Here is a 23,718-nt window from a genome sequence, read left to right as displayed (position 1 = left end):
CGGCCACCAGACGCCACAGATCATCCGGCCCCCGCACACCACCCGGGAACCGGCACGCCATCCCCACGATCGCCAGCGGCTCATCCACCGCCACCGCTTCACCGACGACCGTGACGGACGTCCCGGCATCCCCGGCCAGCGTGCGGCACAGATGGTCGACGAGCACGTCCACGGTGGGGTGGTCGAAGAGCAGGCCGGACGGCAGCCGCAGGCCCGTCGCCGCCTCCAGCCGGTCGCGCATCTCGACGGCGCGCAGGGAGGTGAAGCCCAGGTCCTTGAACGTCCGGTGCGCACTTCGAGCGTCACCGGGGCGCCGCTCCGATTCGTCGTCGTCCGCTCCCACCACCGCGGTGACTGCCGTCTCGACGAGGTCGCGTACGGCGGTCCTCAGGGCCTCGCCGCGCAGCCCTGCCAGCGGGTGCCCTTCCCCGGCCTCCTCGGCCTCATCGGCCCCCACCGACCGCGTGGGCCCTGGGGTGATCGACGCCGCACGAGCCGGACGCCCCTCCGGGTCGAACTGGTCGAACTGGTCGAACTGCGGCCAGTAGGAGCGTCGTTGGAAGGCGTACGTCGGCAGGTCGCAGCCCGGGGTGCCGTGGGGGAGGACGGCGGACCAGTCGACGTCATGACCGGCGGTGAACAGGGCGGCCAGGGCACTTGCCGCGCCGAGCGCGTCTGCGCGGTCCGGCTGGAGGGCCGTGATGACGACCGGCCTGCGCTCCTCACCGTCCAGGCAGGTGCCGACGGCGGGAGCCAGGACGGGGGTCGGGGAGAGTTCGAGGTATGTGGTGACGCCCTCGGTGTGCAGGGTGTGCAGGCCGTCGGCGAAACGGACGGTCGCCCTCACGTGGCGGACCCAGTACTCGGGGTCGGTGAGCTGGTCGGCGGTGGCCATGGTGCCGGTGACGTTGGAGACGACCGGGATGCGGGGCGGGGAGTAGGTCAGGCGGCGGGCCACCGTGCGGAACTCGTCCAGGATGCCGTCCATGTGCGGGGAGTGGCCGGCGACGGTGACCGCGAGGCGCTTGGTCTTGCGTCCCCGGGAGCGCCACCGTGCGCACAACTCGAGGACGGCGTCCTCGTCGCCGGAGATGACCGTGGAGTCGGGTGCGTTGATACCGGCGATGGACACGGCGGCGGAAAACTCGTCGAGGGTAGCCAGCACCTCGTCCTCCGAGGCCTGGACGGCGGCCATGGCGCCGCCGGCCGCGGACTGGATGAGCCGGGCGCGGGCGACGGCCAGTTCGCAGACGTCGGGCAGGGTGAGGACGCCGGCGATGTGCGCCGCGGTCAGCTCGCCCATGGAGTGGCCGGTGAGGTGGGAGGGGCGCACGCCCCAGCTCTCGTAGAGGCGGTAGAGGGCGACCTCTACGGCCAGCAGCGCGGGGAGGGCGAAGTCGGTGCGGTCGAGCAGCCGGGCTTCCGGGGTGTCCGGACAGGCGAAGATCAACGGGCGGACCGGGCGCGGGAGGTGGCGGTCGAGTTCGTCGCAGACGGCGTCGAAGGCGGCCGCGTACACCGGGTGGGTGGCGTACAGCTCAGCGCCCATGCCGGGGCGTTGGCTGCCTCCGCCACCGAAGAGCACGGCGAGGGAGGCGGGGCCGGGGGCCGGTGCACCGATGGTGACCAGGTGCGGAGAGGCGGTTCCGTCAGCGAGTGCGGACAGTCCGTCAAGGAGCTCCGCCCGGGTGGTGCCGACGGCGGCGGCCCGGCGGCGGAATGCGGTGCGGGTGAAGGCGAGGGCGTGGCCGACCTGGTCGGGGGTGGCCAAGGGGTCGGTGTCGGTGAGGTGGGTGTGCAGGCGGTCGGCCTGGGAACGCAAGGCGGCCTCGGTACGGGCGGAAACCGGCCAGATGCGCGGCAGACCGTCCGTCGCCGGTGCCGGGGCGTCCTGCACGGCCGGTGCCTCGGAGAGCACGACGTGGCAGTTCGTGCCCCCGATGCCCCACGAGTTGACGCCCGCGATCAGTTCCCGGTCGGGGTGGGGCCAGGGCCCGTGCTCGGTCTGGACGCGCAGGTGGTGGACGTCCAGCCGGGCGTCGGGGTGGGGGCGGACGTGGTTGAGGCTGGGCGGCAGGGCGCGGTGGCGGAGGCTGAGGGCGACCTTGAGGAGGCCGACGATGCCCGCGGCGGCTTCGAGGTGGCCGAGATTGGTCTTCACGGAGCCGACCGGCAGGGGTCCGTCGGCGCGGCCGGCTCCGGCGGCCCGGCCGACCGCGCCCGCCTCGACGGGGTCGCCGACGGGGGTGCCGGTGCCGTGGAGTTCGACGTACTGGAGGTCGGTGGGGTCGACGGCGGCACGCCGGCAGGCGGCGAGGATCACGGCGCGCTGGGCGTCGGGGTCAGGGGTGGTGAGGCCGTCGGTGGCGCCGTCGTTGTTGACGGCGCTGCCTCGGATGACGCAGATCACCCGGTTCCCGTCGGTGAGGGCGTCACGCAGCGTCTTGAGGACGACGAGGGCACCGCCCTCGCCACGCACGGTACCGTCGGCGTCGGCGTCGAGGAGGCGGACGTGACCCTCGGTTGAGAGCGCGCCGAGCCGGCCGAGGGCGGCGGCGGACTCGGGGAGCAGGTTCAGGTTGACGCCCCCGACGAGGGCGAGGGTGGATTCGCCGCTGCGCAGGCTGGCGCAGGCGGCGTGCACGGCGACCAGGGAGGAGGACTGGGCGCTGTCGAGGGTGAGGCTGGGGCCGCGCAGGCCGAGAGCGTAGGAGACCCGATTGGCGATCATGCCGCGGTGGGTGCCGGTGAGGCCGTACCGGCCGGCGATGTCGGGGTCGTGTCCGTGCAGCAGGCGGGACCAGTCGTCCCAGATCGCGCCGACGAAGACGCCGGTGCTGGAGCCGGCGAGCCGGTCGGGGACGATGCGGGCGTCCTCCAGCGCCTCCCAGGCGAGTTCGAGTACGAGGCGCTGCTGGGGATCCATCGTGGTCGCCTCGGCGGGGCCGATGCCGAAGAAGGCGGCGTCGAAGCGGTCGACGTGGTCGAGGAACGATCCGTGGGAGAGGGCGGTCGCGTCGGCGGAACCGAGAGCGGCGGGGTCCCAGCGGTGGGCGGGGGTTTCGCCGACGGCCTCGGCACCGTCGCGCAGCAGCCGCCAGAAGGCGGCCGGATCGTCGGCCCGCGGCAGCCGGCAGGACATGCCGATGACCGCGATGGGCTCGTCCGGGGTGGCAACGGTCCTGGTGGTGTCGCTCATGCCTGCCTTCGTCCCTCGTCGTTCGTGTCGCGGGTGTCTCGTGTCGCACCGGTGCCCGGCGCCGCCTGGGTCGGGGTCGCCGGGCAGCCGGTGGCGGGGTCAGCCCATGAGTGGTTGCAGCGCCTGGTTCCACGCCTCCTCGCCGCCCACCGCCGCCATGGGCAGCCAGGGGTTCCAGAAGTCGCGGTAGTGCGTGATCAGGCCGTTCTCGAAGTGGACGACGGAAAGGTAGTCCTGCCGGTACTGGCCTCCGGTGGCGAGCAGGGTGCAGTCGCCGGGGAACTCGGCGACGAGCACTCCCTCCGGAGTCACGGCGTGGAAGACGGGTTCGCCGTACTCGACCTTGAGCTGCTGCGGCATCATGCTGATCTGGGCGCGCAGTTGGTCCGTGCCGCGCATGACGGTGGGGAATCCGGGCGGGGCGTAAACGAACTCCAGGACGCCGTCGGGGGCGAACAGTGCGATCCACTCCTCGACGCGGCCCTCCTGAAGCAACGCCAGGCTCTTGGTGAACGTCTCCTTGAGCTTGTCGGGCGCGGGGTTGGTCACAGGGTTCCTCCTGATGGGGTGACGAGGGAACGGAAGGCGCGGTCGAGCGCCGCGTCGGGCAGCAGCCGGGTGAGCACGCGGCCCACTGCGGCGTCACGCCCGACGGCGTATCGGGTGCGCGGTCGCCTGTCGGACAGGGCGCGCAGCACGGTCCGGGCGAAGTCCTCCGGGGTGGTCCTGCTGGTGCGTGCGCTGTGCTCGTTGCTCTGCAGGAAGCGCGGGAAGGTGTCCTGGTACAGCTCCCTCAACCGCTCGGGGGCGGCGTCGAGGATGCGCGAGCCGGTGTCGGACACCTTGTCCCAGATCGGGGTGAGGATGGCGCCGGGCTGGACGACGCTCACCCGGACACCGCTCGGGGCGACCTCCCGCCGCAGGGCGTCGCTGAACGCCTCTTTGGCCCACATGGCGGCGGCATAGGCGCCGAGGTAGGGGATGGCGACGTTGCCGAGTCCGGAGGTGACGTTGACGACGCGGCCTCCCGCGTCGCGCAGCAGCGGCAGGAAGGCCTGGGTGGTGGCGACCTGGCCGACGACGCTGGTCTCCAGCTGTCGCCGCAGGTCCTCCAGCGGCAGGCACTCCAGGGGCGCCGAAACGCAGATGCCGGCGTTGTTGACCAGTCCCCACAGGCCAGTGCCGCCCACCCTGTCGCGTACGACGTCCTCGGCGGCGGCGATCGACGCCGCGTCGGTGACGTCGAGGACGAGCTGTTCCACCCGGGGGCGGGGCGTCTCGCCACCCGGTTTGCGTACCGCGGCGAAGACCCTGAAACCTGCTGCCGCCAGGTGCTCGGCACACGCCTTGCCCAGGCCTGAGGAGGCCCCGGTGACGACCACGGCGCGTCCGCGAGGGCTGGGGATTCGGGTGGACATGAAGGCTCCTGTCAGGTGAGGGAGGCCAGCACGGCCTCGACGCCGGCGTCGGCCATGCGTGCGGCGCGGTCCCGGGGGACGGCCTGGTCCACGTGGGTGAAGTTCCAGGCCAGCCGGTCGTGACTGGTGTTGACGGTGGCCACGAAGTACGCGTTCACCGAGAGGCCGGTGACGAACTCGGCGTCGCTGACCTGCCACGGGCCGATCCGGTCGGGGAAGTCGAACCGGCCGAGGTTCGACAGGCACAGGGTGATGGGCCCCTTGTCCTCCATGAAGCGCAGAAACCGGTCGCTCTTGGCGACGGTCCTGGGTGCGACGAACCCCATGGTCGCGATGGCGGTGAGGTGTTCGCCCCGGTTGCGGCGGCGGGCGAGGTCGCGGCTGATGGCCCGGGCCATGGGCCACAGTGACTGCCCCGGCCGGTAGGCGACGACGGAGGGCACGGTGGCGACGTACGTGCCGAGCTCGTCGTCCGTCACGGGGGGCTCCAGGGCCTCGCGGAAAGTGATGGGGGAGCCGATGGTGAGGTGGCCCGGTCCGCTGCCGGCGTCCTCGGCGACGGCGGTCACCATGGCTGCCGCCAAGAGCCCGTGGACAGTGGTGTGTTCGCGCTTGCAGGCCTGGGCGAGGCTTTCGACTGCGGGCCCGTCGAGTTCGTGGTGGATCAGCCGTGTGGTGCGCTGCGGGAACGGCACGCTGCGGCTCGGCTCGAGGCGGCTGGGCTTGAGCCGCCTGGCTGCCGACTGGTCGGCCAGCAGCTGTGCGGCGACCTTGGCCGCCCCTTTCAGGCCCCGGTACTCCGGGGGCAGCAGACCCTCGGGGCCCGGCAGGGCGCGCGCCGACTCGTGTACCGCGCCCCCACCCACCTCACCGGTCTGGCAGCGGGCCGCGAGGTGGAGCCACTGGCGCAGCAGGCTCAGCACGGTCGTCCCGTCAGCGACACAGTGCGGAACGGTGATGATCAGGTCGTGGACTTCGCCCCGTGAGATCGCGACGGCCCGGGCGAGTGGACCGGTGGCCCAGTCGACGGGCTCGCTGAACTCCTGCTCGTTCAGTTCGCGTTGCCAGCGCGGCTCCCCCGTCTCCGCCTCGGGCACGGAGACGGTGCGCAGCGGGACGGGTCGTCCGGTGATCGGCACGAAGTGCGGCCTGCTCCTGTCGGCCTCGGCATGGATGGCGGCCCGCAGCAGGGGGTGACGGGCCTGGAGGGCGTCCAGGCCCTGGCCGAGCACCTCCTCGGGGAGGCGTCCGCGCACGCGGACATGCCCGATGACGTTGAGCGGGGAGATCTGGTCACAGATCCAGTACCAGCGCTCCAGCGGGGTCAACGGCCGTGCGATCTCCGCGGCGGGCTTCACCGGTTCACCTCCGTGGCAACGACAGCGTGGTAGTCGAGGAGCTCGATGTTCTGCTTGTCGAGCACCGAGCGTGGCGCGAAGGTGAAGAACAGTCGGCGCCCCAGCAGTTGGGGCCAGGACTCGGTCTGTTCCAGCGCGCTCAGGGAGCGAGCGGCAGCGACGGTCTTTCGAGTGCGCGGCAGCCGGGCGCGCTCGTAGGCCCGCAACGCGCCGACCAGGTCGCTCGCGCCCTCCAGGTGACGGGCGAGGACGACGGCGTCCTCCATGGCGATGGCCGCGCCCTGGCCGAGGCTCGTCATCATCGGGTGAGCCGCGTCGCCGAGCAGGGTGACCCGGCCCTCGCCCCAGCGTTCCAGGAAGGGCCGGTCCCGGGCCGGGAAGGCGGTGATCTGGTCTTCGGGCGTGGCTCGGATGCACGCCTCGACCTCCGGAGCCCAGCCGGCGTACGTCCGCTCGAGCTCGGCTCGGGTGCCCTGCCAGTCACGGGCTCGCGCGGCGGGCATGTTCTTGGTGCCCCACCAGTACACCTGGCCCTTGCCGATGTTGGCGATGCCGAAGCGGCGGCCCCGGCCCCAGTAGTGGGCGCCGTACTGCTTGGTGATGGCGGGGTGGGACAGGTGCGGGGTGGCGACCCAGCAGATGTATCCGGGCTCGTAGGGCGTTTCGGGGCCGACCAGGGTACGGCGGATCGCCGAGTCGAAGCCGTCGGCGCCGATCAGGACGTCGCCGCGGGCCTCGGTGCCGTCCGCGAAGAACACACTCACGCCGTCGTCGTCGGCCTCGAAGCGGGTGGCCTGGGCGCCGAGCGTGATGGGGACGTCCTTCACCGCTTCCAGGAGCAGGCGCTGGAGTTCGGCGCGGTGCAGGCCGAAGCTGGGGGCGCCCAGTCGGTCGCAGATGTCCTTGAACTCCAGGGTCCGGATCAGCCTGCCCCGCTTGGTGCGGAAGTGCAGCTGCTCCAGGATCTCTACGGTTTCCTCCAGCCGCAGGTCGATACCGAGGGTCCGCAGGGCCAGCACCGCGTTCGACATCAGCGACAGCGCGCCGCCGACCGGCTTGAGTTCCCGCGCCCGTTCGTACACCTCGACGTCGACGCCGACGCTGCGCAGGGTGGCGGCGGCGGTGAGGCCGCCGATACCGGCCCCGACGACCAGGGCGCGGACAGGGGGACGTGGCGTCACTTCGGTAGCCTCTCTTCCGTGAGGGCTCGGCCCACTTCCTGGACGTACGGTTCGTCGAGCAGCCTCAGATGGTCGCCCGGGACCTTGATCAGACGGACCTGCCCGCTGGTGAGGGTGGACCAGCCGTTGAGGGCGTCCCGGTGCAGGGTACGAGCGGCGCCGTGCATGGGCTTGAGCGCGTCGGGCAGTTCCCCGGTGGCCTTGACGAGGGTGACGTCGATCGGCAGGGGGCCCGGCTGGTAGTCGCGCAGCGCCGCCCAGTTGGCCTTGTAGACGCGGAACAACCGGCGAACCGCCGAGCGTGCGGTGGCGGGTGCGAGGATGCCGGCGGCGGCCGCGCGGTCGGCGATGAAGTCCAGGCGGTCCTCGTCGCTGTCCAGCGTGTCGGGGAGCGGTTCGACGGGGGCGTCCCCGCCACGGTCGACCCAGATCAGCTCCCAGAAGAACCACTCGAGCATGGCCCGGTCAGCGACCTCGGGCCGCTCTCCCGGATCGGGCGCGATCGAGTCGAGCAGCACCAGCTCCTCCACCCGGCCCTTCCCCGAGGCATGCAGTTGCCAGGCCATTTCGAAGGCGACGAAGCCGCCGAAGGACCAGCCGGCCAGCCGGTAGGGGCCCTCTGGCTGGATACGGCGGATCGCCTCCACGTAGCTGCGGGCGATGCCGCTCATCGTCTCCACCGGCTCGGTCCCAGGCTCGGTGCCGGCCGCCTGGAGGGCGTACACCGGCTGGTCGTCGGGCAGGTGCCGGGCGAGCCGGACGTAGCACAGGACGTTGCCGCCGAGCGGGTGGACGAGGAACAGCGGTCGCCGGGTTCCCTCGGTGCGGATCGGCACCACCGCGTCGAAGGCGGCGACGGCGTCCTGGGAGCGCAACCGTGCTGCCAGCGCCGCCACGGTCGGAGCGGTGGCGAACGCCGCGAGTGGGACACGCGCCCCGAACCGCTTCTCCACGGCCACCATCAGCCGCATCGCGGTCAGCGAGGTGCCGCCGAGTTCGAAGAAGTCGTCGTCGACGCCGGGAGCCGGTATGCCGAGGAGTTCGCCCAGGATGTCCGCCACGGCACGCTCATGGGCGTCCCGGGGTGCGACGCGCCCGGCTGCGGGAGCGCTCTGGAGGGGACGGCGGCGCAGGGCGGCGTCGTCGCGTTTGCCGCTGGGGGTGAGCGGCAGGGCGGGCAGCCAGGCGAGGTGGGAGGGCACCATGTGGTCGGGCAGGGTGGCCCGCAGCCGGGTCCGCACCTCGGCGAGATCGACTGTCTCCGGGGTGCCCACCAGGAACGCCGCCAGATAGGAGTCTCCGCTGTCGCGACGACGGGCCACCACGGCGACCCCCTCGATCCCCGGCTGGTCCAGTGCCCTGATGGCCAGCTCCACCTCGGCCGGTTCGACGCGGAAGCCCCGGATCTTCACCTGGTCGTCGGCGCGGCCCAGCCACACGACGTCACCGCCGGGCAGGGTGCGGCCGAGGTCGCCGGTGCGGTAGAGCCGGACGCCCCGGGGCGCGGTGACGAAACGCTCGGCGGTCAGGTCCGGGCGCCCGAGGTAGCCGCGGCCGAGGCAGGCCCCGCCGAGCAGGATCTCCCCGCGCGCCCCGGGCGGGACCGGACGCAACCGCTCGTCCAGCACGTACATCTCCGCGCCACCGATGGGCCGGCCGATCGGCGGTAGCGCGGGGAAGTCCGCCGGGTCGCCGGTCATCACGTAGGAGCTCGCCAGGTTGGTCTCGGTCGGCCCGTACTGGTTCTCCAGCACCGTGCCCGGCAGGGCCGCGCAGAAGCGGCGGATCTCGTCGGTCACCCTCAGCTGCTCGCCGGAGGACACCAGCACCGACAGGTGTGACGGGCGCAGGCCCAGCTCCCCGGAGGCGTCCGCGAGCTGCTGGAGCGCGACGAACGGCAGGAAGGCCCGCCGTACGCGCTGCGCCTCCAGCAGTCGCAGCAGCGCCGACTGGTCGCGCCGGTCCTCCTCGGAGACCAGTACGAGGGTGCCGCCGCCGGCGAGGGTGGAGAAGATCTCCTGGAAGGACACGTCGAAGCTGAGCGGTGCGAACTGCAGCGTGCGATCCCCCGCCGCCGCGGTGGCCGCGTCCAGCTGCCAGCGCACGTAGTTGGCCCACAGCCGGTGCGGAAGCTCGACTCCCTTGGGCTCACCGGAGGAGCCCGAGGTGAACAGCAGCAGGGCGAGGTCGTCGAGGCCGACCCGGCGACGCGCGCCCGCCCCGGGCCCGTCGTCGACGGCTCCCGTCAGGGCCAGGGACTCCACCGGCAGGCGCAGCGCCGGGTCCGGTACGAGTCCGGCGTGCCGGGTATGGGCCACGACCCGGAACGGCCGCGCCCGCTCGATCATGCGCGCCAGCCGCTCAGCCGGATAGGACACGTCGAGCGGCAGGCAGACCGCTCCGGCGCGCAGCACGCCCAACACCACGGCGACCGTCTCCGGGGAGCGGTCCATCGCGATGCCCACCGGCACTGCGACGGGAGCGCCGAGCCCGGCCAGTTCCGCAGCGACACGGTCGGCGGCCCGGCCCAACCGCTCGTACGTCCAAGTGACCGGGCCGAAGGTGACGGCCACGGCATCGGGCCGCAGCCGTATCTGCTCGTCGATGAGGGTGAGCACGTCCACCGGGTCGGGGAGCACGGCGGGGGCGGGCAGCGGGTCCGTCAGGAAGGTGAAGTCGACGGTCTCGTCCGGCTGTTCGACGATCCGGCCGAGGATCCGCTGGAAGACGGCGGCGAGCCGGTCCACCTGCCCCGGGCTGAACGACCGCCCGTCGCAGTCGAACCTGAGCCGCAGGGTCCGCCCGTCACGGGGATCCACGATCGCGTTGGCCAGCAGCGCGAGGCTGGTCTCCTCGTACGTGGCGAGGTCGAGCAGGGTCACCTTCCCGTGCCCGAGAACCGCCTCCAGGGTGTGCATCCGTACGAAGTTGAAGGCCGTCTCGGTGACGGGGCCGCCCAGATCGGTCTGGATGGCGCTGAGCGGGTAGGCCGAGTGAGGGAAGGACTCCTGTTCCTGCTGGACCACTGCACGCACCACGTCGAGCCAGGAGCCGTCGCTCCTCTCCAGCTTCTCCAGCCGGAACGGCATGGTGTTCAGGAAGAGCCCGGTCATGCCGTCGGCTCCGGCCACCTCGGGTCGGCCGTGGGTGACCAGACCGGTGGTGACGTCCGGGGAGCCGGCGAGCATCCGCAGCGTCAGGCAGTGTGCGGTGAACATCAGCAGCCGCATCGGCACCGCATGCCGCCGGGTGAAGTCCTCAAGTGCGCGGGCCAGTCCGTCGGGCAGTTCGACGTGCCGGACGAGCAACCCGGGTTCCCGAGGCGGCTCGTGCGGTACGTACGGATCGAGCCGGACGGGCTCGGCACCGGCGAGCAGCCGCTGCCAGTACGAGCGGTCGGCGGCCGACTCCAGGCGGGCACGCTCGGCACGGACGTAGGCCGCGAACGACGGCAGCGGTGTGTCGTCCACCGGCTCGACGGCGGCGTCAAGCCCGTGCAGGTAGTCCTGGAACAGCTCGCGGACCAGCACGGCCACGCTCCAGCCGTCCAGGATCGCGTGGTGGAAGCTGAGCACGAGGTCCAGCCGCCCCGGGCGGACATGGGACCGGAACTCGTACAGCGGCGGTCGCTCGAAGTCGTAGCGGTGGACGCGCCGTTCGGCGACGCAGGCGGCGATCGCGGCGTCCGCGTCGGTATCGGTGACGTGGACGACCCGCAGACCGCCGGTCGCCTCCGCCCGCACCGTCTGCAGCGGCTCCGAGCAGCCGGTGAGGTCGAAGGCGGAGCGCAGGGCCGCGTGCCGGTCGACGAGGCGGTCGAAGGCGGCACGGAAGGCGGGCTCGTCCCAGTCGACGCCGTCCAGGGCGAAGGCGTAGTGGAAGACGTCGTGGTAGAGCGGGGAGTCGGCCTGTTCTCGACTGTGGTAGATCATGCCGAGCTGGAGCCGGGTCACCGGGAAGGCGTCGACCAGGCCCTCGTCGCTGAGCCGGGCCCGGTCGGCTCCCGTGACCAACTCGAACGGCTCGGGGAGAGCCGCCACCCGCCCCGCGGTGGCATGCGGCGCCTGGGTGGCCACGGTGGTGTGGCGGACCATGTCGGCCAGCGTCAGGCCGAGCCCGCGCCGCTCGGCCGCAGCCCGGACCCTGAGCAGCAGCAGGGAGTCGCCGCCCAGCGCGAACCATTCGTCGTGGACGCCGACCCGTCCCACGCCCAGCACCTCGGCCCACGCCTCGGCCAGGGCCCGCTCCACCTCGGTGGTGGGAGCGGCGTACGCGCCCTGCTCGCCGTCCGGCACGGGTGGGGGCAGGGCCGCGCGGTCCAGTTTGCCGTTGGGCGTCAGCGGGATGCGGTCGATCCGCACGAAGTGCGCCGGGATCATGAACTCCGGCAGGGCGGCGGCCAGTCCAGCGCGGATCTCCGCGTCATCGATCGGAGCACCGGCGACGTAGTACCCGACGAGCTGCACGCCGCCCGGCGAGGGGCGGTCCGTGACGACTGCGGCCCGCACCGAGGGCAGCCGTGAGAGCCGGTGCTCGATCTCCCCGAGCTCCACCCGGTTGCCGCGGACCTTGACCTGCCGGTCGATGCGTCCCAGGAACTCCAGGGTGCCGTCGGCGAGCCGACGGGCCAGGTCGCCGGTGCGGTACATCCGTTTCCCGGGCATGAACGGGTCGTCGGTGAACCGCTCGGCCGTCAGCTCCGGCCGCCCGAGGTAGCCGCGCGCCAGTCCGGAACCTGCGATGCACAGCTCGCCGGCGGCGCCCACCGGCTGCGCGTCGCCGAACCGGTCCAGGACGTACAGCCGCAGGTTGTCGATCGGCCGCCCGATGGGCACCCGGCCGACGGGAGCGCCGTGGGGGCAGTCGTGGTACGAGACGTCCACGGTGGCCTCGGTGGGCCCGTAGAGGTTGGTCAGCTTCGGGCCGTCGACCCCGAAGATCCGGTGGAAGGTGGCGACCTGCTCCGGAGGCAACGCCTCCCCGCTGCAGAAGACCTGCCGCAGGGAGGCGGCCTGCTCGCGCAACCGGAGCTCGCTGCTGAACAGTTCGAGGAACGCACCGAACATCGAGGGGACGAAGTGCAGAACCGTCACCCGCTCGGCGGCGATGGTGCGCAGCAGCTCCCGCGGGTCCTTCTCCGCGCCCGGCGGCAGCAGCGCGACGCGGGCACCCGCGATGCCCCACCAGAACAGCTCCCACACGGACACGTCGAACGCGATCGGCGTCTTGTGCAGGATCACGTCGTCCGCACCGATGGGGTACCGGCGCTGCATCCAGGTGAGCCGGTTCACGACGGCCCGGTGTTCGACCATGACTCCTTTGGGCCGACCGGTGGAGCCCGAGGTGTAGATGACGTAGGCGAGGTCGTCCGGGCCGGCGGCTGCGGACGGCACCGGCAGCGGGCCGGTGGGGACGGACTCCTCGTCCACGCGCCGGACGACGACCCCGGGCGGCACGTCCAGCGGCGGCGCCCCCGGTCCCGTCAGCACCGTGCGGACCCCGCTGTCCTGGAGGACGTAGGCGATGCGTTCGGCCGGGTAGCCGGCCTCGACGGGCACATAGGCGGCCCCCGCCTTCAGCACGGCCAGCACGGCGATCACGGTGTGCCGCGAGCGTTGGAGGAGCACGGCGACCCGGTCGCCCGGGGCCACTCCGTCGGCGCGCAGGACCGCCGCGAGTCGCTCGGCCCGGGCGTCCAGGTCGGCGTAGTCGAGACGGACGCCGGTGGCGGCCTCGACCAGGGCGGTGCGGTCCGGGGTGCGCGCGGCCTGGGCGGCGAACAGGGAGTGCAGCGTCCGGTCGTCCGGGAACGAACGGTCCGTGGCGTTGACCGCGTGGACCATCGCGGTGCGCTCGACGTCGTCCAGCATCGGGACGGCGGCGACGGCGCGGTCCGGGTCCTCCAGCCCACCGAGCAGCAGGGTGCGCACATGGCGGGCGAGTGCCTCTATGGGGAAGTCGGCGTCGAACACGTCGGTGGCGTAGTCGAGGTCCACCATGACCTCGCCGCTGCCGGCCTGTTCGTTGACGACGACGGCGAGGGCGTCCTGGTCGTGGGCCCTGGTAGCTCCCGAGGACTCGACCCGCAGGCCGGGCAGCGGCCTGCCCTGCGGCCACTGCACGTACGACAGCGTCACGTCGAAGACCTGACGGGAGTGGCCAGGCCGGTCGCCGAGCAGGTCCCCGAAGGCGAGCCGCTCGTGCCGCTGAAGGGCGCGCGTGTCGCGCTGCACGGCGGCGACCAGATCCCGCCATGGGGTGTCCGCGGCCACCTCGACCACGAGAGGCAGGGTGTTGGCGAACTGCCCCACCGTGCGTCGCTCGTCCTTTCCCCTACGGTTGAACAGCGGCGCGCCGAGGACCACAGTGCCGGCCCCGTGCACGCGTGACAGGTAGACGGCGAACGAGGCCGCGAGGAACGCGAACGGCGTCTCGCCTCGCTCCCTGACGCGCTCGGTCAGCTCGCCCGGCAGCGTGAAGGAGTAACGCTCGCTGCGCCGCGCGCCGGCCGGCGCGCGGCGCGGGAACAGAGCCGGCTCGACCGCGTCCAGCGTCCGCCGGAAGAACTCCCGGTCCTCGGCGTGCTGGGCCGAGGACCGGTAGCGCCGCTCGTCGGCGACACATTCCGCGAAGCTCGGCGGTTCGGCCGTCCGAAGGCCCGCGTACTGCCGCTTGACCTGTTCGAAGAACAGGTGAAGCCCCCAGGCGTCGGTGATCAGGTGGTGCGCCGAGAGAAAGACCCGGACGGCGGTGGCTCCCTCCTTGAGCAGCGCCGGCCGGCTCGGCGGCCCGTCGTGCAGGTCGAAGGGCCGTATGGACTCGTTGGCGATCCACGCCTCGCAGCTCGCCCAGGGGTCGGCGTCGCCGGAGAAATCCACCACCTGGACTTCGGGCGGTGATCCGTCGGTCCGCTGATACGGAGTGCCGTCCTGTTCCTCGAACCGTAGCCGAAAAGCGTCGTTGGCCCGCACAGTACGCCGCACCGCGGCCAGCAGCCGATCCTGATCGATTTCCCCGCTAAATCGCTGACTCAGGTGGATCGTGAACTGCGGACTGCTGGGAAACAGCTCGTGCGCCACCCAGATATCGCGCTGATAAGCTGTCAAAGGAATGAACTTCGTCACGGATGCCCTCAGCTCCCGGAGTCGGCCGCCGTTCGGCGGTGATGAACTCTGCCTGGCGGCTCGGACCCCATCCAGAAATTCAGCAGCCTGGTAGTCGCAGTACCAGCCACGGCAATTCCCCACAGGGGGTACCGGGTCAAGCGGAGCCGGCGGGCGGCACAAGTCCGCGGACTTTTTTTCCGAGCAGCCGTAGCGGAATACACGCGCGGTCGGGAAGAATCTCCGAGCGGATCGGCCGACCGCTCCCTGCCCATGGGGATCGCCCTGCCATAGGAGCCTCCATGAACGAGTTAGTGGCCGCCGTCACTCAGGCGGTGGATCCCGACCACTTTGTCGCGCCGCCCGTTCCGGAGTCGTGCCGGGCCATCACCCTGCGCAGGGACGAAACCGAACTCTTCGTGGGTCTCGACAGCCGCGACAAGGACCCCCGCAAGTCCATGCACCTGACCGAGGTACCGGTACCCGAGCCGGGGCAGGGTGAGGTGCTGGTGGCCGTGATGGCCAGCTCCGTCAACTACAACACCGTGTGGAGCGCCATCTTCGAGCCGGTGCCCACCTTCGCCTTCCTGGAGCGCTACGGCCGTACCTCGCCGCTTGCCCACCGTCATGACCTTCCGTACCACGTCATCGGGTCCGACCTCGCCGGATATGTGCTGCGCACCGGACCGGGCGTGCGCGGGTGGCGGCCGGGCGACAGGGTCGTCGCACACTGCCTGTCCGTGGAGCTGGAGTCCGCGGACGGCCACAACGACACCATGCTCGACCCGGAGCAGAGGATCTGGGGCTACGAGACGAACTTCGGCGGACTGGCCGAGATCTCCCTGGTCAAGGCCAACCAACTCATGCCGAAGCCGGCCCACTTGACGTGGGAGGAGGCCGCCGCCTCGGGGCTGGTCAACTCCACGGCCTACCGACAACTGGTCAGCCGCAACGGCGCCGGCCTGAAGCAGGGCGACAATGTGCTGGTCTGGGGAGCGGCCGGGGGCCTGGGGTCGTACGCGACCCAACTCGTCCTGGCCGGCGGCGCCCAGCCGATCTGCGTGGTCTCCGACCAGGCCAAGGCAGACCTGGGCCGCACGATGGGCGCGGAGGCGGTGATCGACCGCACGAGCGAGAACTACCGGTTCTGGAATTCGGACGGGACACAGAACCCCCGCGAGTGGCGGCGGTTCGGCAGCCGTATCCGCGAGCTCACGGGTGGCGAGGACGTCGACATCGTCTTGGAACACCCCGGCCGGGACACCTTCGGAGCCTCCGTCTACGTGACTCGGCGCGGCGGCACCGTGGTGACCTGCGCGTCCACCACGGGTTACCTGCACGAGTACGACAACCGCTACCTGTGGATGTCACTGAAGCGGATCATCGGCTCTCATTTCGCCAACTACCGCGAGGCGTGGGAGGCGAACCGCCTGATCTGCAAGGCACGGATCCATCCCACATTGTCCCGGGTCTATCCGCTGGCGGACAGCGGCCAGGCCGCGTACGACGTCCACCGCAACCGGCACCACGGCAAGGTCGGCGTCCTTTGCCTGGCCCCCGAAGAGGGGCTAGGGGTGAGCGATATGGAGCTTCGAGAACAGCACATTTCAGCCATCACTCGATTTCGGGACGCGGCCGAGTCCGCCGCCTGACGATGCTCTGCTGTCAGCGAAGTCCCCAGGGAATCGAGGACAGGTCCTGGCTGCCGTGTTAGCGTCGGAGAGTATCCGCTGCAGACCAAAACGCCCTCAAGTACAGCGCGTTGGGGCGGCGGACACGAAGACACGAGAAAGACTCCGGGCGGCTGCTACAAGCGTCGTCTCCAAGATCTTTGGAGGTCCAGTGACCTTAGCGCGCGACGATTCTTCGGCCTCGCGGATGCCGCGGGGCGAGGGCGGGATGAGCGGCCTGGGAATGGGCGATCAGGTATTCAGCCGACTTCTGCGCGACCGTATCGTCTTCCTCGGCCAGGAAGTCGATGACGACATCGCGAACAAGCTCACGGCGCAGTTGCTGATGCTCGCCGCGGAATCCGACGAAGACATCTATCTCTACATCAACTCTCCCGGTGGTTCGGTGACCGCGGGAATGGCCGTGTACGACACCATGCACTACATCAAGAACGACGTGGTGACGATCGCCATGGGCTTCTGCGCGTCCATGGGCCAGTTCCTGCTGACCTCCGGCACCAAGGGCAAGAGGTACGCCCTTCCCAACACCAAGATCCTCATGCACCAGCCATCCGCCGGACTCGGCGGCTCGGCCAGTGACATCAAGATCTACGCTGAACAACTGCTGCGCACCAAGCGCGAGATGGCGGAGCTGATCGCTCTGCACTCGGGACAGGACGTCGACACCATCACCAGGGACTCGGACCGGGACAAGTGGTTCACGGCCCAGGAGGCCGCGGAGTACGGGCTCATCGACGCGGTGATGAAGTCGGCCTCGGGCATCCCCGGGGCCGGTGGCACGCACGTGTCCTGAAAACGGACAAGGGCCCGGCGAGGACCGCCCCGTAGCACATCGGGGACCGAGCCGGGCCCACCTCGTCCAGCCACCGCAATCACGCCAGAACCCGAGGGAAACAAAGACCATGGCCCTGCACGATCGCCCGGCCCTGACATTCGGCGGTGCACCGCCCCAAGCCCGGTACGTTGTGCCCCGGTTCGTCGAACGCACGGCACAGGGAACGCGCGAGTACGACCCGTACTCCAAGCTCTATGAGGAGCGCATTGTGTTCCTCGGAGCAGAGATCGACGACACCTCCGCCAATGACGTCATGGCGCAGTTCCTCTGTCTCGAGTCGGTGGACCCTGATCGGGACATCGCTTTCTACATCAACTCGCCGGGTGGTTCACTCACCGCCATGACGGCGATCTACGACACGATGCAGTTCGTGAAGCCCGACATCCAGACGGTTTGCATCGGTCAGGCCACCTCGGCGGCGGCCGTTCTGCTGGCCGCCGGCACTCCGGGCAAGCGCGCGGCACTGCCCGGGGCGCGCGTGTTGCTGCACCAGCCGCACAGCGGAGGAGAGCGCGGACAGATCTCCGATCTGGAGATCCAGGCCCGGGAAATCCAGCGCGTGCGCAAGCTCGTGGAGACCATCCTGGCCCGTCACTCAGGCCGACCGGTGGAGCAGATAGAGCAGGACATCGAGCGCGACAAGATCCTCACAGCCGAACAGGCGGCCGAATACGGTCTGGTCGACCACGTACTGACCACCCGCAAGAACGTACTGAACGATCGGAACAGCAGCACGCCATGACAGACCGCAAGGACCGGATCCCTGCCGATCACTTCTTCTCCGCCGACCTCCGGGTGGGGCGGATCCTGGACGTCCAGGACTTCCCGGAGGCGCGCAAGCCGGCCTACCGGGTCCAGGTCGACTTCGGGACCGCGGGAGTGCTCTGGACCAGTGCGCAGATCACGAACCACTCGTCCGAAGATCTGAAGGACCGGCTGGTCGTCGGTGTGATCAACCTGCCCGACAAGCGGATCGCCGGGCGCACCAGTGAGTTTCTGCTGCTCGGGTCCTACACGGCGGACGGTCTGGTCCATCTGCTGTCCCCCGCCCCGGAGGCGACGCCCGGAGACGTCGTCGGCTGAACCGGAACCGCCGGCGTCAGGCAACAGCACGACCCCGATCTCGTAGCGCAAGGAAGTGCAAGAACTGGAGGCGTCGGCATGACCAGGGAAGCCCCGCAGGTGGCGGGAAGCAGACTGCTCGGCACACTGGCGGAGTTGCGCGACGACACCTTGGGGGCCTACCTGCGCGCCCGGCAGGACTACGGGGATGTCGTGCGCTTCCCGGTCGGCCCTCCAGGGCTGCGCGCCCATCTGTACGCGGTGTTCTCCCCGGACGGGGTGCAGCAGATCCTGGGCACCCGGGCGGCCGGATTCCGTAAGGAGAACTCCGTCTACGCCGAGATCCGGGCCTCCATAGGCAACGGGCTGCTGACGAGTCAGGACGACGAGTACCTCTTGCAGCGCCGACTCGTCCAGCCGCTGTTCACCCGCCGCCGCGTCGACGGTTACGCGGCGGCCGTCCAAGCCGAGGCGGCGGCCACCGCCGACCGCTGGGCCGCCCTGCCCGACGCAACCGTGGACGTCGCCTCGGAGATGGCCGAGTTTGCGCTGCGGGCCATCTCCCGCATCCTGTTCGGCGCCGACCTGGACGAGACAGTGGGGGTGGTCCGCCGCTGCTTCCCGGTCCTGGGCGAGCACGTTCTGAACCGAGGGGCCAATCCTCTGCGCTCGCCCAGGAGCTGGCCGACCCCGGGCAACCGTCGCGCCGCTGCGGCCCAGCGTGAGCTGTACGCCATCTGCGACCGCATCATCGCCGAGCGGCACGCCTCCCGTACGGCGCCGGAAGGCGACGGCGACGACATGCTGACCCTGCTGCTCAAAGCCCGGGACACGGACGGCTCGATCCTGGACGCCCAGGCGGTACGGGATCAGGTACTCGTCTTCCTGCTCGCCGGCCACGAGACCACCGCGACGGCGCTCGCCTTCGCCCTGCACCTGCTGGCCCTGCACCCCAAGGCCCAGGAAAGGGCTCAGACGGAGGTCGACGACGTCCTCGGCTGCCGGGCTCCGGCGGCCGCCGACCTCGACCGGCTCCCGTACATCACGATGGTGCTGAAGGAGGCGCTGCGTCTCTACCCCTCGGTCGCCATCATGGGCCGCAAAGCGGTCACCGACACGGAGATCGGCGGCTTCCGCATCCCCGCGGGCGCCGACGTCTATGTCAGCCCGTATGTGACCCACCGTCACCCTGTGTACTGGGAGGACCCGGAGGCCTTCGAGCCCGAGCGCTTCGCTCCGGAAGCGGAGGCGGACCGCCCCCGCTATGCGTTCTTCCCGTTCGGTGGCGGTCCCCGGGCCTGCATCGGCCAGCATTTCGCGATGCTGGAGGCCACCCTCGCTCTGGCAACCCTCCTGCGACGTTTCACCCTGTCGGCGGTCGACACCGAGGTTCCGCTGGAGCTCGGGATGACGATGCGTGCCGCCGGGCCCGTTCGAGTGCGTCTCACCTCACGCTGACCAGGGAGAGTGCGGATGAAGACCTCGCTGAGCTGGGACGGCGAAGCCGTCGTCACAGTGGATCAGCGCGCGCTCCCAGGAGAGTACCGCCTGCTGCGGCTGGCTACGGTGGACGAACTCATCGGTGCCGTCCAGTGCTTGGCCATTCGTGGGGCGCCGGCCCTCGGCCTGGCCGGTGCCCTGGGAGTGGCCCTGTCCGCGCTGCGGCACAGGACCACGGAGAACGATGCCACGGAGGCGGTGACAGCCGACGCGAGCCGTATCGCACAGGCTCGTCCGACTGCGGTCAACCTCGAGTGGGGAGTCCGTCGTGCGCTCAGCCGACTCAGCGACGGCCCGGACGCCGTACTGGCCGAGGCACTCACGATGATCGAGGAGGACACAGCGACCAACCATGCCTTGGCTCTGCGCACGGCTGACCTGGTGCTGTCACTCACAGACAGGCGTCCACTACGCCTCCTGACGCACTGCAACACAGGACGGCTCGCCACTGCTGCGGGCGGAACGGCGCTGGGTGCCATCCTCCAACTGGCGGAACGCGACTGTGTGGGCGAAGTATTCGTCGATGAGACCCGACCGCTTCTCCAGGGCAGCCGCCTGACCGCGTGGGAGCTGGGCGAGGCGGGCGTGCCTTACCGCATCTGCGTCGATTCCGCCGCGGCGGCCGCGATGGCCCGAGGGCTGGTGGACTGCGTGCTGGTGGGAGCCGACCGGATAGCCGCCAACGGCGACGTGGCGAACAAGATCGGCACCTACGGGCTCGCCGTGGCGGCGGCCCACCACCGGATTCCGTTCCTCGTCGTAGCCCCCGAATCCACCTGGGACCACACCGTGCCCGATGGATCGGCCATCCTCATCGAGGAACGGGATCCGGCCGAAGTCACCCACTGCGCGGGCATCGCTGTGGCGCCTGTCGGTGCAGGCGTCTACAACCCCGCGTTCGACGTCACTCCGGCGGGCCTCGTCACGGCGACCGTGTCCGAGGAGAGGACCGTGCTCCGCCCAACCAAGCGGACGACGAGGGGGTACAGGCATGAGCGCACAGCCTCTCGAGCAGGCTGAGGTCGGTGTCATCGGCGCTACGACACGGGCGCCGTACACGTGTCGTTCGCGGATCCGTACTGCCAAGAGGGAAGGACCGCCGTCGTCAAGGCGGCCTCGTCCCTCGGTGTCGACGCCCACGACGGCGGAACCATGGTGGTGGTGGAAGGCCCGCGCTTCTCCTCGCGCGCCGAATCGCAGTGGTACGCAGCGGCCGGATGGTCACTCGTCAACATGACCGGCCATCCGGAAGCCGTCCTGGCACGAGAACTCGCGCTGTGCTATACGGCCGTGGCACTGGTGACCGACCATGACGCAGGCGTTCGGCGTGGCGAGAGCGTCGACCAGGAGACCGTCTTCGAGGTGTTCCAGGCCAACCTGGAGCGACTGCGGGCTGTCGTCCTCGAGGCGGCGAAGCTGTTGCCCGAAGACCGGACGTGCGCGTGCGTCACCGCTCTGGACGGGCTTCCCCTGCCCTTTGAACTCCCCTGATGCGTCCAACTGTCTCCTGCATATCTCCTTGGGGCTGATATGACACTTCTGATCACCTGGCCTGACTCCGACCCGCAGACCGTCCTGCGCCACACGTCCCAGCCAGTCGAGATCACCGCCGCCCTTGCTCCGCTCCGCGTGCGTTACGAGCAATGGCCCGTACGTCATGACGTGCCAACCGATGCGGACAGCGACACCGTCCTGGCTGCGTACCGCAGCGAGATCGACAAACTGAGCCAGGAAGAGGGGTTCGCCACTGTTGACGTCGTCTCCCTGCACCCCAGTGCCGACCCCGACTGGCCGGCCCAGGCGCGGGCCGCTCGCGAGAAGTTCCTCAGCGAACACACTCACGACGACGATGACGAAGTGCGCTTCTTCGTCGCCGGAGCCGGAGTCTTCTACCTGCACACAGCCGCCGAGGTCCACGCCGTGTACTGCGAGAAGGGTGACCTGCTGGGCGTACCGAAGGGGACCACCCACTGGTTCGACATGGGTTCTCGGCCGAGCTTCACCGCGATCCGGTTCTTCCATGAGGAAGACGGCTGGATCGGCAACTTCACCGGCTCCGACATCTCGTCCCGGTTCCCCGACTTCGACGCGGTCCACACCGGCTTCACCGCGAAGCGGGAACCATGACCGTCACGTTCGAAGCGGACGCGGTGGTACTGGACATCGAGGGCACCACCAGTGCCACCACATTTGTGACCGAGGTGTTGTACCCGTACTCGCGGCGACGGTTCGGGGCACTGCTGAACGAGCGCAGCCACGAAGCCGACGTCCGCCGAGCGATTGACCAGGCACGCCGACTACTCGGCGAACCGGAAGCAGACATGGCGCGCATCGAAGACGCTCTCGACGTCTGGCTGGCCGAGGACCGCAAAGTCACCCCGCTGAAAACGCTCCAGGGCATCGCCTGGGCCGAAGGATTCGCGCGTGGCGAGCTGGTCTCGCATCTCTACGACGACGTGGCGCCCGCCCTGCGCCTCTGGCACGGCGAGGGCGTGCGGCTCCATGTGTACTCCTCAGGCTCGGTGGCGGCTCAGCGCGCCTGGTTCACCCACAGCACCAGTGGCGACCTGTCGCCCCTCATCGACGGCCTGTTCGACACCGAGAACATCGGCCCCAAGCGGTCGCCCGAGTCGTACCGAGCCATCGGCGAAGCCCTCACAACTCCCCCCAGCCGCATCCTCTTCCTGTCCGACCGTCCGGCCGAACTCGACGCCGCCCGAGCAGCCGACTGGCTCACCGCGGGGGTGCGACGTCCCGGCGAGCCCTACCACCGGCACGGCACCGACGGCCACCCCTTGGTCGAGTCGTTCGCTGATGTCCACGTCCGCCGGACCCATGTCGACGAAGTGAGGGGCCCACGGTGACCGAACACGCGGCGGACCTCAATACCGGCCTGGCAGAGGCTGGGACGGCGCTGGCCGGCGAGGCGGCCCGCTTCGCCTCCTTCGGCTGGATGCAGGGCACTTCCGGCAACCTCTCGGTGGTGACGAGCCGTGATCCTCTGCGCCTGGCCGTCACCGCCAGTGGCCTGGACAAGGGGGAACTGACAGCGACCGACGTGGTTCTGGTCGACGCAGCCGGCAAAGCCGTCAGCGACGGCAGACCGTCGGCCGAGGCGGCCCTGCACGCCCGGGTCGCCCGGCTGACCGGCGCGGGGGCCGTGGTGCACGTGCATACCATCGCTTCGGTAGCCGTCGCTGACCGCTGCCCCGAGGGGATCATCTTCCGCGACCTGGAAATGCTCAAGGGCATCGGTCGGCCGACGCACGCTGAGGAAGTGGTTCTCCCGGTCATCGGGAACAGCCAGGACATGGCCGTGCTCGGCGACCGTCTGGAGGCGGCCCGTGATCCACGCATGCCGGCTGTGGTCGTGGCGGGTCACGGGCTCTACGTGTGGGGTACGGACCTTCGACAAACGCGGCACCACGTCGAGGTCGTGGAATGGATGCTGGAGCTGGAACTGGCCAGACGTTGAGGCAAAGTGCCACCAGACGGCCTCGCCGTGAACATCATCGAGTGCTGAGACCCTGAGCGGAGCGCCGGAAGCGGCGGCGGTCGCCGCCGCCGGCCGGGGACGCCGCCGGTGCCGCGCCCGGGGACCACCCCCGGCCGAACCGCGGCGGAGCGGTGCGCGTGTTCGAGGAGCCGACAGGGATCGTCCGTGCCGTGACGGGGCACAAGACCTACACCAACTCCTGTTCCCCCACGGCACTTTCGAGGAGTTCCCATGCTTCGCGGCATCGACGTGAGCGCGTACCAGTCCTCCGCCTACGACACGGACGGTCTCTCCTTCGTCTTCATCAAGGCGACGGAGGGCCGCAGCTACGTCAACCCCAGGCTCGCCGCCCAGACGAAGCGCGGCCGCGACGCCGGTCTGGTCGTCGGCTTCTACCACTTCCTGTGGCCGGGCGACCTCACGGCGCAGGCCGAGTACTTCGTCTCCAAGGCCCCGGAGCGGGCCGGCGACATTCTCGCGGTGGACTGGGAGACCACCGGTGGCGGCACCCACGCCTCGAACGCCGAGAAGGACCGCTTCATCCGCAAGGTCAAGGAGCTGCGGCCGCACCACCGGGTGCTCCTGTACTGCAACCGCCACTTCTGGCTGAACGTGGACGACACCTCCTACGCGGGCGACGGCCTGTGGATCGCCGACTACGTCACCGCGGGCAAGCCCCGCATCAAGGCCGCGTGGCGCTTCCACCAGTACACGAGCGATCCCCACGACAAGAACGTGGCCGCCTTCTCCACCCGCGCGGCCCTGCGCGACTGGGCGACTCCGTAGGCCGGCCGCGTCGGCGGGACGGCCGCTGCGGTCGGCAGCGCCGGACGGACCCCGGCGGGGGCCGGGCTGCCCGCCCGACCCGACGTCCG

General features: G+C 70.5%; 16 protein-coding genes and 1 pseudogene. 11 read left to right on the top strand and 6 right to left on the bottom strand.

All coding sequences use genetic code 11. From position 1 onward, the window contains the following. From ACWDNY_RS21450 to ACWDNY_RS21425, 6 genes are all read right to left on the bottom strand, one after another. Positions 1-3,199 (bottom strand): type I polyketide synthase (locus ACWDNY_RS21450; RefSeq protein WP_451647382.1); only part of this gene is annotated, 3,199 nt, incomplete at its 3' end. 99 nt (positions 3,200-3,298) lie between these two features. After that, positions 3,299-3,748 (bottom strand): nuclear transport factor 2 family protein, encoded by a 450-nt coding sequence (locus ACWDNY_RS21445; protein WP_451647381.1) that lies wholly within the window; start codon positions 3,746-3,748, stop codon positions 3,299-3,301. Beyond that, on the bottom strand, positions 3,745-4,617 hold the full coding sequence (locus ACWDNY_RS21440; RefSeq protein WP_451647380.1) for an SDR family NAD(P)-dependent oxidoreductase: 873 nt from the start codon (positions 4,615-4,617) through the stop codon (positions 3,745-3,747). The genes ACWDNY_RS21445 and ACWDNY_RS21440 overlap by 4 nt, the downstream gene beginning before the upstream one ends. 11 nt (positions 4,618-4,628) lie before the next feature. Continuing rightward, positions 4,629-5,975: a phthiocerol/phthiodiolone dimycocerosyl transferase family protein gene (locus tag ACWDNY_RS21435; protein ID WP_451647379.1), complete on the bottom strand. Its 1,347-nt coding sequence runs from the start codon at positions 5,973-5,975 to the stop codon at positions 4,629-4,631. After that, positions 5,972-7,156, bottom strand: a complete 1,185-nt coding sequence (locus tag ACWDNY_RS21430) for an FAD-dependent monooxygenase (protein ID WP_451647378.1) — start codon at positions 7,154-7,156, stop codon at positions 5,972-5,974. The genes ACWDNY_RS21435 and ACWDNY_RS21430 overlap by 4 nt, the downstream gene beginning before the upstream one ends. Beyond that, the gene (locus ACWDNY_RS21425; RefSeq protein ID WP_451647377.1) at positions 7,153-14,262 is read right to left on the bottom strand and encodes an amino acid adenylation domain-containing protein; all 7,110 of its coding nucleotides are present in this window, start codon (positions 14,260-14,262) and stop codon (positions 7,153-7,155) included. The genes ACWDNY_RS21430 and ACWDNY_RS21425 overlap by 4 nt, the downstream gene beginning before the upstream one ends. A 299-nt stretch (positions 14,263-14,561) precedes the next feature. Between ACWDNY_RS21425 and ccrA the strand changes: the two genes are divergently transcribed. From ccrA to ACWDNY_RS21370, 11 genes and pseudogenes are all read left to right on the top strand, one after another. After that, positions 14,562-15,911, top strand: coding sequence for a crotonyl-CoA carboxylase/reductase (gene ccrA / locus ACWDNY_RS21420; RefSeq protein ID WP_451647376.1), 1,350 nt, complete (start codon positions 14,562-14,564; stop codon positions 15,909-15,911). Between the two features lie 226 nt (positions 15,912-16,137). Next, positions 16,138-16,743 (top strand): ATP-dependent Clp protease proteolytic subunit, encoded by a 606-nt coding sequence (locus tag ACWDNY_RS21415; protein ID WP_451647383.1) that lies wholly within the window; start codon positions 16,138-16,140, stop codon positions 16,741-16,743. Positions 16,744-16,852: 109 nt separating this feature from the next. Continuing rightward, complete coding sequence (locus ACWDNY_RS21410; RefSeq protein ID WP_451647375.1) at positions 16,853-17,527, top strand: ATP-dependent Clp protease proteolytic subunit; 675 nt, start codon at positions 16,853-16,855, stop codon at positions 17,525-17,527. Further along, complete coding sequence (locus tag ACWDNY_RS21405; RefSeq protein WP_451647374.1) at positions 17,524-17,868, top strand: tRNA-binding protein; 345 nt, start codon at positions 17,524-17,526, stop codon at positions 17,866-17,868. Before ACWDNY_RS21410 ends, ACWDNY_RS21405 begins: the two co-directional genes overlap by 4 nt. Before the next feature lie 78 nt (positions 17,869-17,946). Next, positions 17,947-19,305, top strand: coding sequence for a cytochrome P450 (locus ACWDNY_RS21400; RefSeq protein WP_451647373.1), 1,359 nt, complete (start codon positions 17,947-17,949; stop codon positions 19,303-19,305). 15 nt (positions 19,306-19,320) lie between these two features. Beyond that, positions 19,321-20,367: an S-methyl-5-thioribose-1-phosphate isomerase gene (mtnA, locus tag ACWDNY_RS21395; protein ID WP_451647372.1), complete on the top strand. Its 1,047-nt coding sequence runs from the start codon at positions 19,321-19,323 to the stop codon at positions 20,365-20,367. Between the two features lie 33 nt (positions 20,368-20,400). Then, positions 20,401-20,838 (top strand): annotated as a pseudogene (locus ACWDNY_RS21390) (phosphorylase family protein); the annotation flags it as partial. Positions 20,839-20,877: 39 nt separating this feature from the next. Next, positions 20,878-21,474, top strand: coding sequence for a 1,2-dihydroxy-3-keto-5-methylthiopentene dioxygenase (locus ACWDNY_RS21385; RefSeq protein WP_451647371.1), 597 nt, complete (start codon positions 20,878-20,880; stop codon positions 21,472-21,474). After that, the gene (gene mtnC / locus ACWDNY_RS21380; RefSeq protein WP_451647370.1) at positions 21,471-22,211 is read left to right on the top strand and encodes an acireductone synthase; all 741 of its coding nucleotides are present in this window, start codon (positions 21,471-21,473) and stop codon (positions 22,209-22,211) included. Before ACWDNY_RS21385 ends, mtnC begins: the two co-directional genes overlap by 4 nt. Then, positions 22,208-22,822, top strand: coding sequence for a methylthioribulose 1-phosphate dehydratase (gene mtnB, locus ACWDNY_RS21375; protein ID WP_451647369.1), 615 nt, complete (start codon positions 22,208-22,210; stop codon positions 22,820-22,822). The genes mtnC and mtnB overlap by 4 nt, the downstream gene beginning before the upstream one ends. A 252-nt stretch (positions 22,823-23,074) precedes the next feature. After that, positions 23,075-23,629, top strand: coding sequence for a glycoside hydrolase family 25 protein (locus ACWDNY_RS21370; protein ID WP_451647368.1), 555 nt, complete (start codon positions 23,075-23,077; stop codon positions 23,627-23,629). Positions 23,630-23,718: the final 89 nt, after the last annotated feature.

It is taken from the genome of Streptomyces sp. NPDC003697 (assembly GCF_053587115.1).
This window is presented reverse-complemented; position numbering and strand designations above follow the sequence as displayed.

Coding starts and splice junctions, on each gene's coding strand:
- ACWDNY_RS21440 (WP_451647380.1), bottom strand. CDS start 4,617: ATGTCCACCCGAATCCCCAGCCCTCGCGGACGCGCCGTGGTCGTCACC.
- ccrA (WP_451647376.1), top strand. CDS start 14,562: ATGAACGAGTTAGTGGCCGCCGTCACTCAGGCGGTGGATCCCGACCAC.
- ACWDNY_RS21415 (WP_451647383.1), top strand. CDS start 16,138: ATGCCGCGGGGCGAGGGCGGGATGAGCGGCCTGGGAATGGGCGATCAG.
- ACWDNY_RS21410 (WP_451647375.1), top strand. CDS start 16,853: ATGGCCCTGCACGATCGCCCGGCCCTGACATTCGGCGGTGCACCGCCC.
- ACWDNY_RS21405 (WP_451647374.1), top strand. CDS start 17,524: ATGACAGACCGCAAGGACCGGATCCCTGCCGATCACTTCTTCTCCGCC.
- ACWDNY_RS21400 (WP_451647373.1), top strand. CDS start 17,947: ATGACCAGGGAAGCCCCGCAGGTGGCGGGAAGCAGACTGCTCGGCACA.
- mtnA (WP_451647372.1), top strand. CDS start 19,321: ATGAAGACCTCGCTGAGCTGGGACGGCGAAGCCGTCGTCACAGTGGAT.
- ACWDNY_RS21385 (WP_451647371.1), top strand. CDS start 20,878: ATGACACTTCTGATCACCTGGCCTGACTCCGACCCGCAGACCGTCCTG.
- mtnC (WP_451647370.1), top strand. CDS start 21,471: ATGACCGTCACGTTCGAAGCGGACGCGGTGGTACTGGACATCGAGGGC.
- ACWDNY_RS21370 (WP_451647368.1), top strand. CDS start 23,075: ATGCTTCGCGGCATCGACGTGAGCGCGTACCAGTCCTCCGCCTACGAC.